Here is a 15,455-nt window from a genome sequence, read left to right on the forward strand (position 1 = left end):
CCCAGGGAATTTCGGCGTCACGGCAGCAAGCGGCCCGATTCCGTGTCGTACAGCAGCACTCGATCGGCCTGCGGAACGACCCAGCCTTCGGTACCCGGCTCCGGCTCTGCCGCCTCCGGCACGGTCACGCCCACGGTGTACCCGTCCCCGGCCACCGTGACCAGTGCGGTCGCACCGAGATGCTCGACCGTCGACACCTGACCGTGCAGCGCCCCGGCCACCTCGATGCCGGAGAAGTCCAGATACTCGGGCCGCGCGCCCCAGATGACCGAATCGGCCAACCCGACCAGCTCGCCGGGGATCAGGTTCATCGGCGTGGACCCGATGAAGTTGGCCACGAAAGTGTCCGCGGGCCTGCGGAATACCTCGCGGGCCGTGCCCAGCTGCCGGATCCGCCCGGCCGCGAGCACCGCGATCCGATCGGCCAGTGCCAGCGCCTCGGCCTGATCGTGGGTGACGAACACCGTGGTCACGCCGAGCTCACGTTGCAGCTTCTTGAGGAAGGTCCGCGCTTCCAACCGCAGCCGCGCGTCCAGATTGGACAGCGGTTCGTCGAACAGGAACACCTTCGGATGACAGGCCATCGCGCGAGCCAGCGCGACCCGCTGCTGCTGCCCGCCGGACAGCTCGGCGGGCCGCCGCGCCAGCAACCCGTGCAGGGACAGCTGATCCGCGGTCTCGGTCGCCTTCGCGACCCGGCTACGCCGGTCGGCGCCGCGTACCTTCAACGGGTAGGCGATGTTGTCCGCCACCGACATGTGCGGGAACAACGCGTAGTCCTGGAACACCATGGCCACATCGCGGCGGCCGGGCGCGAGCCGGGTGACATCCCGGTCACCGATCCGGATCTGGCCGCTGGTCGGGGTTTCCAGTCCGGCGATGGTGCGCAGCAAGGTGGTCTTGCCGCATCCGGAAGGGCCGAGCAGCGCGAAGAACTCGCCGTCTTCGATCGTGCACGACAAGCCGTCGAGCGCTTGCACGCCACCGGCGAATTCCTTGGTCAGCTCTACCAGTTCGATCTGCGCCATCAAGCCTTGATCCCTCCGTGCAGCCGAAAGCCGTAGCGCCGGTTGACGAACAGATACATCAGCACAACCGGAATCGAATACAACAGCGAGAAGGCGGAAATCGGCCCGAGTTGCGCCGCACCGCCCTCGTCGTAGAAGGTGCGCACCACCACGGCGGCAGGCTGCTTGTCCTGATCGCGCAGCAGCAGGAACGGCACCAGGTAGCTCCCCCACACGTTCACGACGGTCCACACCGCGATCGTGGCCAGGCCGGGCCGGGCCACCGGAATCACGATGTCGCGCAGGATCCGCAGCGGACCCGCGCCGAACACTCGCGCCGATTCCTCGTAGGACCGGGGCACCGAGTCCATGAAATCCTTCAGGATGAAGATCGCCGCGGGCAGCAGGCCGCCGGACAACACCAGCACCACGCCGAGTTGCCGGTCCAGCAGCCCGATCTTCCAGATCATCAGGAAGATCGGCACCATCGCCGCCGTGCCCGTCACCACGCTCGACAGCAGTAGCAGCAGGTACAGCAGCGCGTCCCGGCCCGGAATCCGCACGCGCGACAGTGCATAGGCCGCCAGCGCCGCGGCGGCCACGACGAGCACCATGCACGCGCCGGACAGCAGTACCGAGTTCCACAACGATCCCATGGTGAGGTCGTCGTGGAACAGCGCCGAAAAGTGTTCCAGGGTGGGCTTTTCCGGGAGCCGCGGGGCATAGCCGGGCGTCGGGTCGAACGGGGCGGACGCCAGCCACAGCATCGGCAACGCGAAGAAGCCGGTCACGACCGCGACAAAGGTGTAGAAGCCGATTCGGGCGACGACCCGGCCCGGGTTCATGTCGGCCTCCGCCGCAGCAGTCGCAGGTAGAACAGCGCGAGCACCAGGTTGATCAGCAGCATCAGCACCGAGGCGGCGGCGCCGTAACCCAGTGCACCGTCATCGATGCCCTGCCGGTACAGGAAGATCGGCAACGTTTCGCTGCGATGGTTCGGTTCGCCACGGGTCAGCAGGTACGGGGTGAAATCGTTGAACGTCCACAGGCTGATCAGCAGGGTGTTGGTCAGGACGTGCCCGCGCACGTGCGGAAAGACCGCGTCCCGCAACACTTGTGGGCCCGATGCTCCCGCCAGGCGCGCGGTCTCCAGCTGCGACGGCGGTACCGTGGACAGCGCGGCCGAATAGAGCAGCATCGAAAACGCCGTGCCGCGCCAGATATTGAACACGATGATGACGACCAGCGGGTGCTCGATCATCCAGGCGTAACCGGGACTGTCCAGCAGCCGGTTCACCGTTCCTTCGTCGCGGTCGAGCATCGCGATCCACAGCACCGCAACCACACTGGCGGGCAGGATCCAGGCCAGCAGCACCAGGCTCTCCACCACCGCACGCAGCCGGCGCGGCACGTCGCGCAGCGACCAGGCCAGGGTGAAGCCGAGGAAGTTCTGTCCGATGATCGCCGAGCCGAACACGAAAAGCAGGGTGATCCAGACGCTGTTGCCGAACAGCGGGTCGGTCAGCGCCTTGCCGTAGTTGTCCAGTCCCACCACCGAGACATGCACGGAGGTGCGCCCGGACACGGTGAGGTCGGTGAGCCCGATCCACAGCAGCCACAGCGCCGGGAACACCAGGAACGCCGCGATCAGCAGCAGCGCCGGTGTGACGAACGCGCTCGCCTTCCAGCGCCCCAGTCCCGCCACATCGGAATCGGTTGCGGCCCGGTCAGTCACCGGCCACCTTGTCCCTGCCCACCGCCTCGGCCACCGTGGTGCCGTACTCGGCGGCGGCGTCGGCCGGGCTCGTTCCGGTGATCACATCCAACGTCGCCTGCTGGATCGCCTTCGATACCCGGGTGTATTCCGGTAGGGCGGGGCGCAGCGACGTGGTCGGCAAGACCTGTTGCGAGACGAAGGTCAGCAGCGGATCACCGCTCAGCACATCGGCATTCACGTCCTGGCGCGCGGTGATCCGGGGACCGCCCGCGGCCAGCAGTTGCGCGAACGCCGTCGGCGAGTTCATGAATTGCAGTAGCTCCCAGGCGAGTTCGATGTTCTTGCTCTTCGGATTGAGCACCCGGCCGCCGCCACCGGACATGCTCACGAAGTCCTGCCGATGCACCCCGGCACCCGGCGTGCTCGCCGGAATCCGCGCCCAGCCGACCGCGGTGTCACGGTCCGCCATCGGGGCGCTGCCCCCGGCCGGGTTCAGCACACCGCGCCAGAAGTAGTCGCTCTCCAACAGGATGCCGACCTGTCCCCCAGCGAACTTCTCGAAACTCTTCTCCCGGCCCTTGGCGTCCTGCTGCAATTGCGCGTCACCCAGTTTCTCGCCGTACAGCGTGCGGTAGAACTCCAGCACCCGACGGAATTTCGCGGTGTTGCCCACCCACTTGCCGTCCTCGTACAACTCGCTGCCTGCGCCGGCCAGCAAAGGCAGCACGCCCTGCGTCGTCGTCGCCTCGCCGAAACTCGTGCCCGCGTCGAGCTGCACCGGAATCACACCCGGCACCGCTTTCAGCTTGCGGCCCGCCGCGAGCACGTCGTCCCAACTGGCCGGCTGCCAGTCCGCCGGTAAACCCGCCTGCTCGAACAGCTTCCGGTTGAAGAACAGCACCCGCCCGTCGGTCTCCTGCGGGATGCCGTACTGCGCACCGTTGTAGGACAGCAACCGCTGCACCGATTCCGGCATCTGCCGCCAGCCGTCCCAGGCCTTGACCTGGTCGGCGCCGACCAGTTCGTCCAGCGGTGCGATCTGCTCCCCCTCGGCGAACTCACCGACCCAGATCCCGTCCAGCGAAACGACATCCGCGCCGGTGCCGGTCTTCAGATCCTTGGCGATGCGGCTCTTGTAATCCTCGTCGGGCACCCCCGTCGCCTGGAACTTCACCCGCACGGTGACGCCCTTGGCGCGCTGCTGTGCCACGAATTCCGGGATGACCCAGTCTTCGATCCACTTCGCTTCGGCCGCGTTCTTCCCGCCCGCGGAATTGATCGCGTTCGCGGTGATCGTCAGCGACTCGCCGTCGCTGTCCGACCCGCAGGCCGTCACCCCTGTCAAGGACACACCGACGCTCACCGCCACCGCGAGCACCCGCATTTTCGATCCCATCTTCAGACGGTGTCACAAGACGCCCGGTACCGGCGCGCATTGCGAAATTCGGTTGCGGCGATCGGACGGAAAGGGTTGTCTGGAACCCCGTGGCCCACGTAGACGTTTCCGATGTCGAGTATTTCCTCCCGGATGGACGACAGCTCCTCGACGGGGTGAATTTTCGTATCGGTGAGGGTGTGAAGGCCGCGTTGATCGGGCCGAACGGGACCGGGAAGACAACCCTGGTGCGGATCATCGCCGGCGATATCGCGGCCGATGAAGGTGCGGTGACCCGGTCCGGATCGCTGGGCGTCATGCGGCAGTTCATCGGGCAGATCGACGACGAGTCGACCGTCCGCGACCTGCTCCTCTCGGTGGCCGCGCCGCCGGTGCGGGCCGCCGCGCGGGCGCTCGATGCCGCCGAGGACGCGTTGATCGAAACCGACGACGAGACAACGCAATTGGCCTACGCGCATGCGCTGACCGGGTGGGGCGACATCGGCGGCTACGAGCTCGAGGCGTTCTGGGACAACGTGACCACCACCGCGCTCGGCGTCGCCTTCGACCGCGCCAAATGGCGGGCGGTGCGCACGCTGAGCGGCGGCGAGCAGAAACGCCTGGTGCTGGAGGCGTTGTTCGCGGGCCCCGACGAGGTGTTGCTGCTCGACGAGCCGGACAACTATCTGGACGTGCCGGGCAAGCAGTGGCTGGAACGCACTATCGCGGCGTCGCCGAAGTCCGTGCTGTTCGTCAGTCACGACCGGGAACTGATCGCGAACGCGGCCACCCGGATCGTCACCCTCGAACCCGGAGTCAGCGGGGCGAGTTCGTGGATCCACGGCGGTGGCTTCGCCAGCTATCACCAAGCGCGCGAGGATCGTACGGCGCGCCTGGCCGAACTGCGCCGGCGCTGGGACGAAGACCACGCGAAGCTGCGGGCGCTGGTGCTGCGGTTACGGGAGAAGGCGAAGTACAACGACGGCGTGGCGGCGCGCTACCACGCCGCGCAGACCAGGTTGGCCAAGTTCGAGGCGGCAGGGCCGCCGGAAGCGATTCCGTTGCGGCAGAACGTCTCCGTCCGCTTGCGTGGCGGACGGACCGGCAAGCGGGCGCTGGTGTGCACGCAGGTGGAACTCACCGGGTTGATGCGGCCGTTCGACGCGGAGATCTGGTACGGCGACCGCGTTGCGGTGCTCGGCGCCAACGGATCCGGCAAATCACACTTCCTGCGCCTGCTCGCGACCGGCGGTACGGATCCCGATGCCGAACATCGCCCGGTCGGCGAACTCGACCTCGCGCCGGTACCGCACACCGGCGTCGCCGCCCTCGGCGCGCGCGTGCGGCCGGGATATTTCGCGCAGACCCACGCCCGGCCGGACCTGGCCGACCGTAGCCTGCTGGAGATCCTGCACACCGGCAACGAGCATCGCGACGGTATGGGCCGCGAGGCCGCCAGTCGCGTGCTCGACCGCTACGGCCTCGTGCAGGCCGCCGAACAACGCTTCGACGACCTGTCCGGTGGTCAGCAGGCGCGGCTGCAGATCCTGCTGCTCGAACTGTCCGGCGTCACCATGCTGCTGCTCGACGAACCCACCGACAACCTGGACCTGCATTCCGCCGAAGCCCTCGAACAGGGCATCGCCGATTTCGCGGGCACCGTGGTCACCGTCACCCACGACCGCTGGTTCGCCCGCCAATTCGACCGCTTCCTCGTCTTCGGCTCCGACGGCACCGTCTACGAATCCCCCACCCCCATCTGGACCGAACCCCGCGTCCAACGCACCCGCTAACGCAATCTCGTGGTGTTCCCAACGCCCCAACTGACCGCCGTCGATACTCGTGTCCTTGCCGACGTCGACCGAATGCGCGATGAGTTACGCCTCGGGCTGCAAGCAGAAGCAAGCAAAAGAGTGGTCGGCCTCCGCAAGTTCCTGACCGCGGACGCCGTCGCGGCGTCGAACTCCATCGAGGGATTCCGGGTTTCCACCATCGATGTGGAAGACCTGATCGCAGGCGAGCGTGACGTCGACGTATCCGAGGAGAACAAAGCCGAGACGCTCGCATACGAGCAGATGATGACCTACATACAGTCGCTGCACGCAGTAGACGACTTTGCGTATAGCAAAGGGTTTCTCAATGCTCTGCACTGGATGCTGCAGGGCCACCGACATACCCAGCGGCGCCCGGCCGGCCAGTGGCGGCGCGGTCCCGTGTACGTGACCGACGCTCGCGACCCCAGTATCGCCGCCTATACCGGCCCTGGGGCCGACACAGTACCGACCTTGATGGCAGAGCTCGTCGATTGGCTCAACGTCGACGACGGCACGCATCCATTGGTGCGCGCGGCGATGGCGCATCTGCAGCTGGTGTCCATTCATCCTTGGGCCGACGGCAACGGGCGCATGTCGCGGTCCCTGCAAACACTCATGATCGCCCGGGAAGGTGTGCTCGCGCCGGAGTTTTCGTCTATCGAAGCTTGGCTCGGCCGACCCGGAAACACCTGGGAGTACTACCAGGTGCTCGGTCGCCGAGGCAGTACTTATCGGCCGGACCAAGATGTCTCCGAATGGATTCGGTTCAACCTGACCGCTTATCACCAGCAGGCCCAGACCGTGCATGCTCGCTGGATTCGATCCGGAACTGTGTGGTCGATGCTCGACAACTACATCGCAGGTCTCCGCCTGGACGAGCGATCTGTCAGCGCACTGCACGATGTCGCGATGTCCGGTCGGGTCCGCCGGACCCGCTACGAACAAGCCGAAGGGCTCAGTCTGCAACAGGCCCAACGTGATCTGCGCGATCTCGTCGCGCTTCGCGTACTCGAGCCGGTCGGCCGCACGCGCGCTCGCTTCTACATCGCCGGTCCGGACTATCCAGTAGACGTGCTGGAGGCCGCGAGGACTCCTACCACCCTGGCTGATCCCTATCAGGACTAGCGGGGCGGAACACTCACGGGGGGTTCACCATTCGGCGAGGGTGACGAGGTCGTCCTGGATGGCGCGGGCGAAGAGGGCGGCTTTGGTGGGGGCGGGGCGGGCGGCGGCGGCGTATTTGGCTCGGATGCGGGCGATGTGGGTGTTGACCGTCGCTACGGAGAGGTAGAGGGTGCGGGCGGCCGCGGCTTTGGAGTCGCAGCGCAGCCAGACGAGCAGGACCTGCTTTTCGCGCGGGCTCAAGGCCGGGCATTCGTAGGCCGGGTAGCCGAGCGGTTCGGACATCGGTGCTCCCTGGAGAGGTCCGCGCGTCGAATGCTCCCGAGGCTGCGACGAACGGATGGGCTGTGGCGGTGGCGATGTCACCGAAACGATGTCATCGACGCCCGTCAACAATGCGCGGAACGAGCGGCCGATACAGCAGGTAATACTGCCTGCCGGTGGCGATTTCGAGCATGGACACACCACTGCGCGCGACATACCGGCAACTTCTTGCTCGATCCGGGAGCGCGCGCGATGATCGCCGGCATGGATTACCGCATCCTGGTGGCATCGCCGTTGGGCCGGGTGATCGAGCCCGTGATCGCCTCGGTGTTCCCCCGCTCGACCGTGGCGGTCGCGATCGACGAGGACGACGTCCGCCGGCACATCATGGACAACGTCCGCTTCGATGTCGTGCTCACCGACCTGGTGTGGAACCGCCCCGAACTGGCCCTCGAACTCGCCTTCGACGGCCTCGACGTGCTCAGCACGATGCACGAGGCCGACCGGGTCGCCCCGGTGATCCTGGCCGCGCAGGGCCACAGCATGGAACGCGAACATCTGGAGGAGGCCCGCAGGCGTCCGGAAGTGGCCGCGGTGTGCCAGAAGTCGGCCGGTGTCGAGCCGTTGCTCGCCGCGATCCGGACGGCCGCCCTCGGTCGCCGTCCACCGCCGCCGGGCGCGACGGCCCTGCCGCGCCCCCTGTGTGAACTGTTCGAGGGCAGGCGCGGCAACACCGCCGCCCGCCTCGCCGGCGCGATCGCCGCGGGCGGCGCGGTCGACCTCGCCTCTCTGGCTGAGGTCGCCGGTGTCGGCCTCAACACCGCGAACAAGGTCACCAATCACTATCTGGGGCCGATCATCCGGGCCCGAGGCGAACACGACCCGCTCGTGCCGATGACGCTGCCCGCCGTCGCCCGCTGGTGCGGACTGCATATGCGCTACATCGTCAGCTGGTGCCGCCGCCACGGCAACGCCGATGTGGTGCGCCCTTACGGGTAGCGACCGGATCTTGCGGCGGCACTGGCTGATTCGGCCGAGTCATCTGTTCGGCGGATACTGCCCGCCGCGCCCGCTCCGTATCGTTCTCGATATTCGCCGAATCCGGCTGGAAGCAACGAGAAAGATACCGTCATGCAGTGTGAGAAATGCGCGAAACATCTGAACGATTGCCAGTCGTGTAAAGGTCGCGGCGGTGGCTCGAACGTATTCGGCCATATGAACTGTGACACCTGCAAGAACACCGGGCTGGTCTGCAACTCGCACGGCGGCTACTGGAAGCGATGACCGGTCCGTCGCTGGAATCACCGTGGCCGAGCGCCGTTTTCCTGCACGGTCTCGCTCTCCTCGAGGACGGGAAAGCCGCCGACGCGATCGGCGCGTTCACCGCCGCGCTGGCCGAATGCGACGGCACGCAGCAGTCCGCGCGCATCGCCGAATGCCTCTACGGTATCGGCGCCGCGCACGCGGAATCGGAACAGGTCGAGCCGGCGACCGACGCATATGCGCGGGCCGCGGACCTGCTCGCCGCGGGGCCGCTCACCGAATTGTCCGTCGAGTGCGCCGAAATGGCCGGCCGTGGTTTCGATGTGCTCGAACAGCCCGAGCGTGCGGTGCCGTATCTGCGCCGGGCCGCCACCGGGCTCGAATGCTTCGGCGATCTCGAAGAGCAGGCCGATTGCGACGCGATCCTCGCCGGCGCGCTCGCCGACACAGGGCAGTTCCACGAAGCCATGATCGTGTGGCGGCGCGCCGCCGAGCGCTACCTCGCCGTCGACCGGATCGTCGAGGCCGCCGAATGCCGGGAGTCCTGCGGCGAGGCGGCGATGGAACTCGCGGACGCACACCGGGTCCGCGACGAGCATCGCACCGCCCGAGAGCTTTACGAACGCGCCGGGGAGCTGTCGCGGACCGGCGCGTGCTCCTACGCCATCGGGCTGGCGTGCCGGGAGTTGGGTGAGACCGCCACGGCGGAACAGGAGTTCGTTCGCGCGAAGGCCTCAGCAACAATCGAGGGGAATGCTGCTGGGGCCGCGAACTGCGATGAGGAACTCGCCGAGCTGTACCTCGCGGACGGACGCAAGGAGGATGCGGCGGCCGCGTTCAGCGCGGCCGGTTCGGGATATACGGCGGCGGACAAGCATTTGCAGGCGGGTCAGTGCCATTTCCGGGCAGGCGAACTCCACCTGCGCGCGGGCCGGTTACGGGCGACGATCCTCGAATTCACCGTTGTCCGTGCGCAGTGGACGGCGGCGGATGAGCCCGTCCTCGCCGCAGCCGCCGAGGTGATGCTGGGGATGGTGTTGCAGAATTGCGGCGACTACGCGGACGCCACGGCAGCCTATCGGCGTGCGCGAGAACACCATACGGCGGCAGGCGAGCTGCTCGACGTCGCCGAATGCGATATGCATCTGGCCACGGTGCGGATCTCGATGGGCGATTTCGCCGAAGCCGCGGAGTTGCTCCACCACGCGACCGCGGCCTTCGAGAATCATCGCGACGACCCGCGTTACGCGCAGTGCCTCCTGAATACCGGTGTGGTGCAGGGTCATCGCGGACATCTCCCCGCGGCCCGGCGCCTGTTCGAGCAGGCACGCCACTACGCCGGATCGGCGGAACTGCTCCGCTCCTGCCTCATGGAGGAGAGTCGGCTGATCGTGCACGGCGGTGGCGATTTCACCGCGGCGCTGAGGATGCTGGACGAGGCTCGAGCCGGTGCCGAGCAAGCGCAGGAGTGGGCGCTGGCCGCCCAGTGTCTGGAATTCAGCGGCCTCTGTCGATACCACCTGAGCCACTACGCCGCGGCGGAGGATCTGCTGACCCGCGCCCGCAAAGCGTACGTCCTGCTCGGGCTCCGCACCGAGATCGCCACCGCCGATCTGCACCTCGGTCTCGTGTATTACCAGACCGGACGAGGCGCCGAAGCGGAAGAAGTACTCGAGCGCGGCCGCGCCGGTTTGCGTGAATTCGACAACCACCCCTACACCGCCAATACCGAAACCCTCATCGGCGGCCTGCATATGCGAGCCGGTCGCTATCGGCAGGCAGCGGACGCGTTCCGCACGGCCGCAGCCGAGCTGACGCGTTCGGGACTGCTGTTCCAGGCGGCTGTCGCCCGGCTGAGTCTGGGCGGCGCCCTGATCATGCAGGGCGACCACAGGATCGGGGCCGAGCTCACCGAATCCGTCCTCACGGTGTTCGACTCCGATCCCGCCAATCGTCGCTATCACGCCGTCGGCCTGCTCAATCTCGGCTGCGCCGAACTGATCTCCGGACACTACGATGCCGCGCTCGCACGCGCGCGAGCCGCGCGACAGGTCACCCTCGACATGGGTGACGTGGTCACCGCCGCCAAATGCGATCTGATCGGCGCGGCCGCGGCCGCGGAATCCGGCGACCTGCGCGCCGCGCTCGAACAAGGCTTGCCCGCCGCCGTTTTCGTCGACGCCCAGCGCTTCGGTTTCGCCTCCGCCACGGCCCGCATCTCGTGGCGCGAGATGAACGCGGTGGTCCTGGCCGGAATGTTCCAGTGGGCGGACCAACTCGGCGACGCCACCCTCCTGGCCGATCTGATCGAGACCACGATCAATTCCGGAACCCATGTGGCCGAGCATCATTCGGCCGAGGACGGCGGCGATCTCCAGGCCACCCTCGCCGCGCTCGCCGTCTCGGGCACCGACGTGCCGGACACGGCGATCGACCGGAACCTGGCCGAGTCCGGCATCAGCGGTGCGGCCGCGCTGATCTCCGGCGCGATCCTGCCGATGCGGCCACCGCCGCGCCTGCGCATGCCCGACGGGCACGTGGCACTCGCTGCGTATCTGGCGGCCGCCGACGCCGCCTATGCGCCCATCGAACGTCCCGGGGAGGTGGCGGTGTGGTAGCCGAATTACCCACGACCACCACCGAAACCGAGGGGCTCGACACGCGGCGGGCCTTCGTCGACCGGTGGGTGCGCGCATCGGCCGCTCGGGTCCCGGTGGACCGCAAGTGCCTGACCCATCAGGTGAACGCGTGGTCACTGGATCTGTCGAAACCCGACTGGGTCGCACGCCGCTACGGCCGAGCGGCCACCGTCTGCGCGGGGGCCCCACCGACGAGCGAGTTGACCGGGTGGCGGCGCGTCCGAAACCTGTACGGCGACTTCGCCGATCCGCTCGCGCGCTACGTCGTCTCGTACTACTACGCGACCTGGGCGCTGCGTCCGGCCGGAATTCCGAACAAGCTGCGCGATCCTTTCCGGGAACAAGCCCGCTCGACGGCCTGCACCGCGGTCCACCTCCGCCTCGTGCGTGGCTCCGCCGCGGAACCCGGCGTGCTCGGCACCGAGCAGGTGGCCACGTCGTTCGTGACGCAGATCGGCGCGGACGCCGTCGAACACCGTGCCGCGCACCGGCAGTCGGCGGTCCTCGCCTTCGCCGACGGCGTACTGGATCAGGCGCGAATGCTCGACCGTGACCATGTCGCCGTCGCCGATCGCTTCGGGCTGCCGTTCGACGCGGTCGAACCGCTCATCGCACAGCTGATCGACAGTGCCGACCGCCTCATCGCGGAATACGACCGGGATCTGCCTACCGCACCGCAGGCGTCGGCGCGCACCGAGGACCTGCTCCGGTTTGTCGACGGGGAGTACGAGGACGTCGTAGCGGCGATCCGGCGGCACACGCTGGCCGGCGTGCCGCCGCCCGTCCACCTCGAACGCCGGTCCGAACAGCTGACCGAGGCCAGGACGCGCACCCACCGCGCGCTGCTGCGGGCGATCCGCCGCGGCTGCGCCATGACCGACGAGGATGCTCGGCGCATGTTCTACGCGCGCCTGGGCTGGCTTCTGCGCGGCGAGGCGAAAATGCAGTCACACAGGGAGTTCGACGATCATGCGGCCGCGGACACGGCCGATCACCGCACCGCCCGGGACGAACTGCTCACCAAGCTGCGGACGTATCTGATCCGGCACCGTGCCGAGATTCCGCTCGGCATCGGCGCATCGGCGGAGTACGACCTCGTGCTGCGGCTGCTGGGACTGCCCGGCCTCGAAGCCGAACTCCTGATCGGTGACACCGCCGCGCTCACCGCCTGGTGCGCGGCGGCCTGGGCACAGCAACGCCCGGACCACGCGCTGGCGATGGACCCCGCCGCGGCCGCGGATGTCCTCCTGCATGCCGTCCGGTGGGCGGTCGAACAGTCGAGGGACGAGGCATGACCGGACCGGACAGACCATCGCCGGCAGTCCGTGTCGGCGGCGTCCCGATTCCGCTCGGACCACCGCCCGCGGTGTGGCGGTCCACCTCGGTGGCGGCGGTCGCCGAGGTCACGGTCGCGGTCGGGCCCGGTGTGTCCGTGACGGTGGACGCCGCCGACCCGGGGACGGTCCTCGCCTGGTCCGTTGACGCGCAAGCGGATCCCGCTGCACTCACCGCTGCCTGCACCGAGGACGTGACGGCGCTCGTCGCGCAGATCCGCGCCGGGACTGGCACCGCAGCGGACACTCCGCTGCGGCTCACGCCGACATGGACCCGGCGCGCACTGGTAGCCGCTGTGTCGCAACGGTTTCCGGCGCCGCTCCACGAGGGAGCGCTGTTGCTCGACGCCGCAGCGGCCGATCAGGGTGTCGGCGACACGGCGCTGGCGGCAGTCACGCTGGGCTGGGCCGCACCGGTGCTCGACGTGCTCGCGACCGCGAGCCTGACAGGCGAACTCACCGACGCCGCCGCGGCCACCCTCAACGATGTTGCGCAGCAGTGCGACCGAGCGGCCGCGGGTGTCGACGTCGGCACGGAGGTGGCCGCGATCGCCGAGCGGCTCGCGCACCGCCGAACCGTCGTTGCGGAGCGGCGGCTGCGTCCGTTGCTCGAATGGCTTGCGCTGAGCGGCGATTCGGCGTCGGCGTTCACCTTGGGCGGCGGCACCGAGCCCGGCGTGACACCGGCGGGGTTGCCCGAGGAAGTCGATCTGCTCGCGGTGCCCGCGCGAATCCTGCGCTGGGCCGGATCGCGCGCACCGGAGATCCGGGTGCTGCCCACGACGCCCGTCGAAGACAGGGGCCACCAGACGGCCCGCGTGCACGTGCCGCTCGCGGATCACGTGGACGCGCTGTGCCGGGAGGCGGGCGTCCTGCGCGCCTATGCCGCCGACGGGCAGAGCGGCCGACTGCTGTGCACCGCCACGATGCGAGTGCAGGAGCGAATGCTCGTGGGCGAACTCAGGTTTCGCCGACGGCACGACGACACCCCCGTCTTCGGCGTCTTCTCGGCGGACCTGGGTCCGGGCGTCCTGCGCTGCACGCCCACCGGGCGCGCGTTGCGCTCGATCGACCGTCTGATGATCGACGCGTGGTCCACCCACCGCGGGGCCGTCGCGGCGGCCGCGGCCACCGATCCCGACGCGCCGGACGCGGCACCGGAACAGCTGCGGGGACGCGCCGAGGGCCTGCTCGTGCGCGCCAGGTCGCTGACCGACAACGCGCTGGATCGGCTGGAAGTGCTGGCCGCGCGCATCGCTTCGGACGACGAACTGCTGGGTGACCGACTCGACGCACGCCTCGATGCCATCGAGGGCTACCTCTCGACACTGGAGGGCAGTGCGCTGCATCTCGCGCCCGGGACCGAACCGCTACTGGCCGAGCAGGTTCCGGTCGGCGACGCGCAGGACGAGCCCGCGTGAACGACCCGGCCGCGGCGATCGAACTGCTCGTGCGCGCCGCCGATGCGGGCGACACCTACCTTTCATGGACGTGGTTGGACGCGGCGCGCACGCCCACGGTCTGCCGACTCGATGCACGACGACGGGAAAAGCTCCTCGACACCCTGGAAGACGCACTGCCACACCCGCGTCCGCTCGCGACCGGGAACGGCAGCGACGCTCGGCAAGAGTCCGAATCCGAAGCGGTACAACGAGCGCTCACCGTCGGCGCCTTCGCCGCGCACGCCACCGAACACGATCTGTCGACGCGCCTCGCCGACGCGCTGCTACCCCACGACGTGCGCACCCGGCTGGCCGAGTACGCCGACGATCGGCGCATTCGGGTCAGGGTCGCCCCGAGTGCCCGGCTCGCCCAGGTGCCCTGGGAACTGCTTGTGCTCGACGGTGACCGCCGGCTGCTGGATATCGCCGATATCGTCTACGACCCGCCCGCGACGCTGCATGTCGGCCGCAGCAGGCCGCCCGTGCCCTGGGCACAGCAGCGACAGCTACCGCCGCTGCACGTGATCGACCCCATTCTGCCGACCAGTGCGCAACCCGCGCTGCACAACGTCTTTCGCCACGCGGACGACCTCGGCGCGCTGGGCGCGTTCGAGGGCCGGGTCGTGCGCGAGCGCCGCACTGTCGGCCGCGGTACGCACCGCCGGCGCGGGCAGGACCGCGCCACGCGAGCCGTGCCTGCTCTGGTGCCGGTGCAGGGCGAAGTCACCCGGGTGCAACTCAGCGCCGCTCTGCTTCGGGGCTGCTCCAGATTCCTGTATTTCGGCCACGTTTCGGCGACGCCGAACGAACCGGGTTCCGCGGCGATCCATCTCGGTGATGTCGTCGGCCCGCCCGATGAGCCGGGCGGGGCATGGGGCCTGGCCGCGCCGCGAGGCGGCGCCCCGGGTGACGCACGCGGTGCGCATCTCCCGCTCTGCGCGCTCGACTTCCTCTTGGGCACAACCCGATCCGACGACCCCGAGGTGTGGGCCCGCTACGGGGCGACCCGTCCGCAGTTCGGCCACGAGATCTGGCCGATGCCGAGCCGGGTCGCGATCATCGCCTGCGAAGGCGGCGTCGACTTCCGGTCCGCGGAGACCTTCGGGTTGATCATGGCCGCCCTCGACGCGGGCGCGGAGTTGGTCACCACCACCCGCTGGGTGCTGCCCACCGATGCCGCCTTCCGCGCCTGTCTCGGCCTGCCGCCCACGCGACGCCCGACCACGGACCTCGCGCTGCGGGTCGACGACGCGCACAACGACCTCGATCCCGTTGCCGCACTGACGCGTTGGCAGCGCGACCAGCTGCGCGCCTGGCGCGACACCGGTGCGGCGTCCGGTTCGCCGATCGTCTGGGCGGCACTCACCAGCACCGTAGCTCCCGCGCGCGAACCCGCGGAGCCGAGCCAGCCGCACGACGCCGCTGTCGGTCGATCGCACGACTGACGACGCCCCTTGCGCAGCGGGAGAATCGACGGC

The 15,455-nt window shown here is 68.7% G+C and carries 12 protein-coding genes; 7 read left to right on the plus strand and 5 right to left on the minus strand.

What is annotated here, in order from left to right; translation table 11 throughout:
• Positions 1-17: 17 nt before the first annotated feature.
• From NVU01S_RS31755 to NVU01S_RS31770, 4 genes are read right to left on the minus strand one after another with little or no spacing between them, the layout of a single operon-like run.
• On the minus strand, positions 18-1,028 hold the full coding sequence (locus NVU01S_RS31755) for an ABC transporter ATP-binding protein (protein WP_043675956.1): 1,011 nt from the start codon (positions 1,026-1,028) through the stop codon (positions 18-20).
• A complete protein-coding gene (locus NVU01S_RS31760) occupies positions 1,028-1,852 on the minus strand; it encodes a carbohydrate ABC transporter permease (RefSeq protein ID WP_043675953.1) in 825 nt (274 codons plus the stop codon). The genes NVU01S_RS31755 and NVU01S_RS31760 overlap by 1 nt, the downstream gene beginning before the upstream one ends.
• Entirely contained in the window at positions 1,849-2,742 is an 894-nt protein-coding gene (locus tag NVU01S_RS31765) for a carbohydrate ABC transporter permease (RefSeq protein ID WP_043675950.1), read from the minus strand. Before NVU01S_RS31765 ends, NVU01S_RS31760 begins: the two co-directional genes overlap by 4 nt.
• Positions 2,735-4,120 carry an extracellular solute-binding protein gene (locus NVU01S_RS31770; protein WP_244467379.1) on the minus strand — a complete coding sequence of 462 codons (1,386 nt, stop codon included), beginning with the start codon at positions 4,118-4,120 and terminating at the stop codon, positions 2,735-2,737. The genes NVU01S_RS31765 and NVU01S_RS31770 overlap by 8 nt, the downstream gene beginning before the upstream one ends.
• Positions 4,121-4,209: 89 nt before the next feature.
• On the opposite strand from NVU01S_RS31770, the gene NVU01S_RS31775 reads away from it, so the two are divergent.
• Positions 4,210-5,892 (plus strand): ABC-F family ATP-binding cassette domain-containing protein, encoded by a 1,683-nt coding sequence (locus NVU01S_RS31775; protein ID WP_043675944.1) that lies wholly within the window; start codon positions 4,210-4,212, stop codon positions 5,890-5,892.
• Positions 5,893-5,901: 9 nt separating this feature from the next.
• Positions 5,902-7,038: a Fic family protein gene (locus NVU01S_RS31780; RefSeq protein ID WP_043675942.1), complete on the plus strand. Its 1,137-nt coding sequence runs from the start codon at positions 5,902-5,904 to the stop codon at positions 7,036-7,038.
• A gap of 24 nt (positions 7,039-7,062) precedes the next feature.
• Here the strand turns inward: NVU01S_RS31780 and NVU01S_RS31785 are convergent, their stop codons facing one another.
• Positions 7,063-7,320: a LuxR C-terminal-related transcriptional regulator gene (locus NVU01S_RS31785; RefSeq protein WP_043675940.1), complete on the minus strand. Its 258-nt coding sequence runs from the start codon at positions 7,318-7,320 to the stop codon at positions 7,063-7,065.
• 243 nt (positions 7,321-7,563) lie between these two features.
• Here NVU01S_RS31785 and NVU01S_RS31790 point away from each other — a divergent pair, with 243 nt between their 5' ends.
• The 5 genes from NVU01S_RS31790 (at position 7,564) to NVU01S_RS31810 (ending at position 15,422) form a co-directional block, all read left to right on the plus strand.
• Positions 7,564-8,298: an MSMEG_1198 family transcriptional regulator gene (locus NVU01S_RS31790; protein WP_244467378.1), complete on the plus strand. Its 735-nt coding sequence runs from the start codon at positions 7,564-7,566 to the stop codon at positions 8,296-8,298.
• 281 nt (positions 8,299-8,579) lie between these two features.
• Positions 8,580-11,180 carry a tetratricopeptide repeat protein gene (locus NVU01S_RS31795; RefSeq protein WP_043675934.1) on the plus strand — a complete coding sequence of 867 codons (2,601 nt, stop codon included), beginning with the start codon at positions 8,580-8,582 and terminating at the stop codon, positions 11,178-11,180.
• Positions 11,174-12,496, plus strand: coding sequence for a hypothetical protein (locus NVU01S_RS31800; protein ID WP_043675931.1), 1,323 nt, complete (start codon positions 11,174-11,176; stop codon positions 12,494-12,496). Before NVU01S_RS31795 ends, NVU01S_RS31800 begins: the two co-directional genes overlap by 7 nt.
• Positions 12,493-13,956 (plus strand): hypothetical protein, encoded by a 1,464-nt coding sequence (locus tag NVU01S_RS31805; RefSeq protein ID WP_043675928.1) that lies wholly within the window; start codon positions 12,493-12,495, stop codon positions 13,954-13,956. The genes NVU01S_RS31800 and NVU01S_RS31805 overlap by 4 nt, the downstream gene beginning before the upstream one ends.
• Positions 13,953-15,422: a CHAT domain-containing protein gene (locus NVU01S_RS31810; protein WP_052280947.1), complete on the plus strand. Its 1,470-nt coding sequence runs from the start codon at positions 13,953-13,955 to the stop codon at positions 15,420-15,422. Before NVU01S_RS31805 ends, NVU01S_RS31810 begins: the two co-directional genes overlap by 4 nt.
• Positions 15,423-15,455 lie beyond the last annotated feature (33 nt).

Source organism: Nocardia vulneris (assembly GCF_001613425.1).
GTDB lineage: Bacteria > Actinomycetota > Actinomycetes > Mycobacteriales > Mycobacteriaceae > Nocardia > Nocardia vulneris.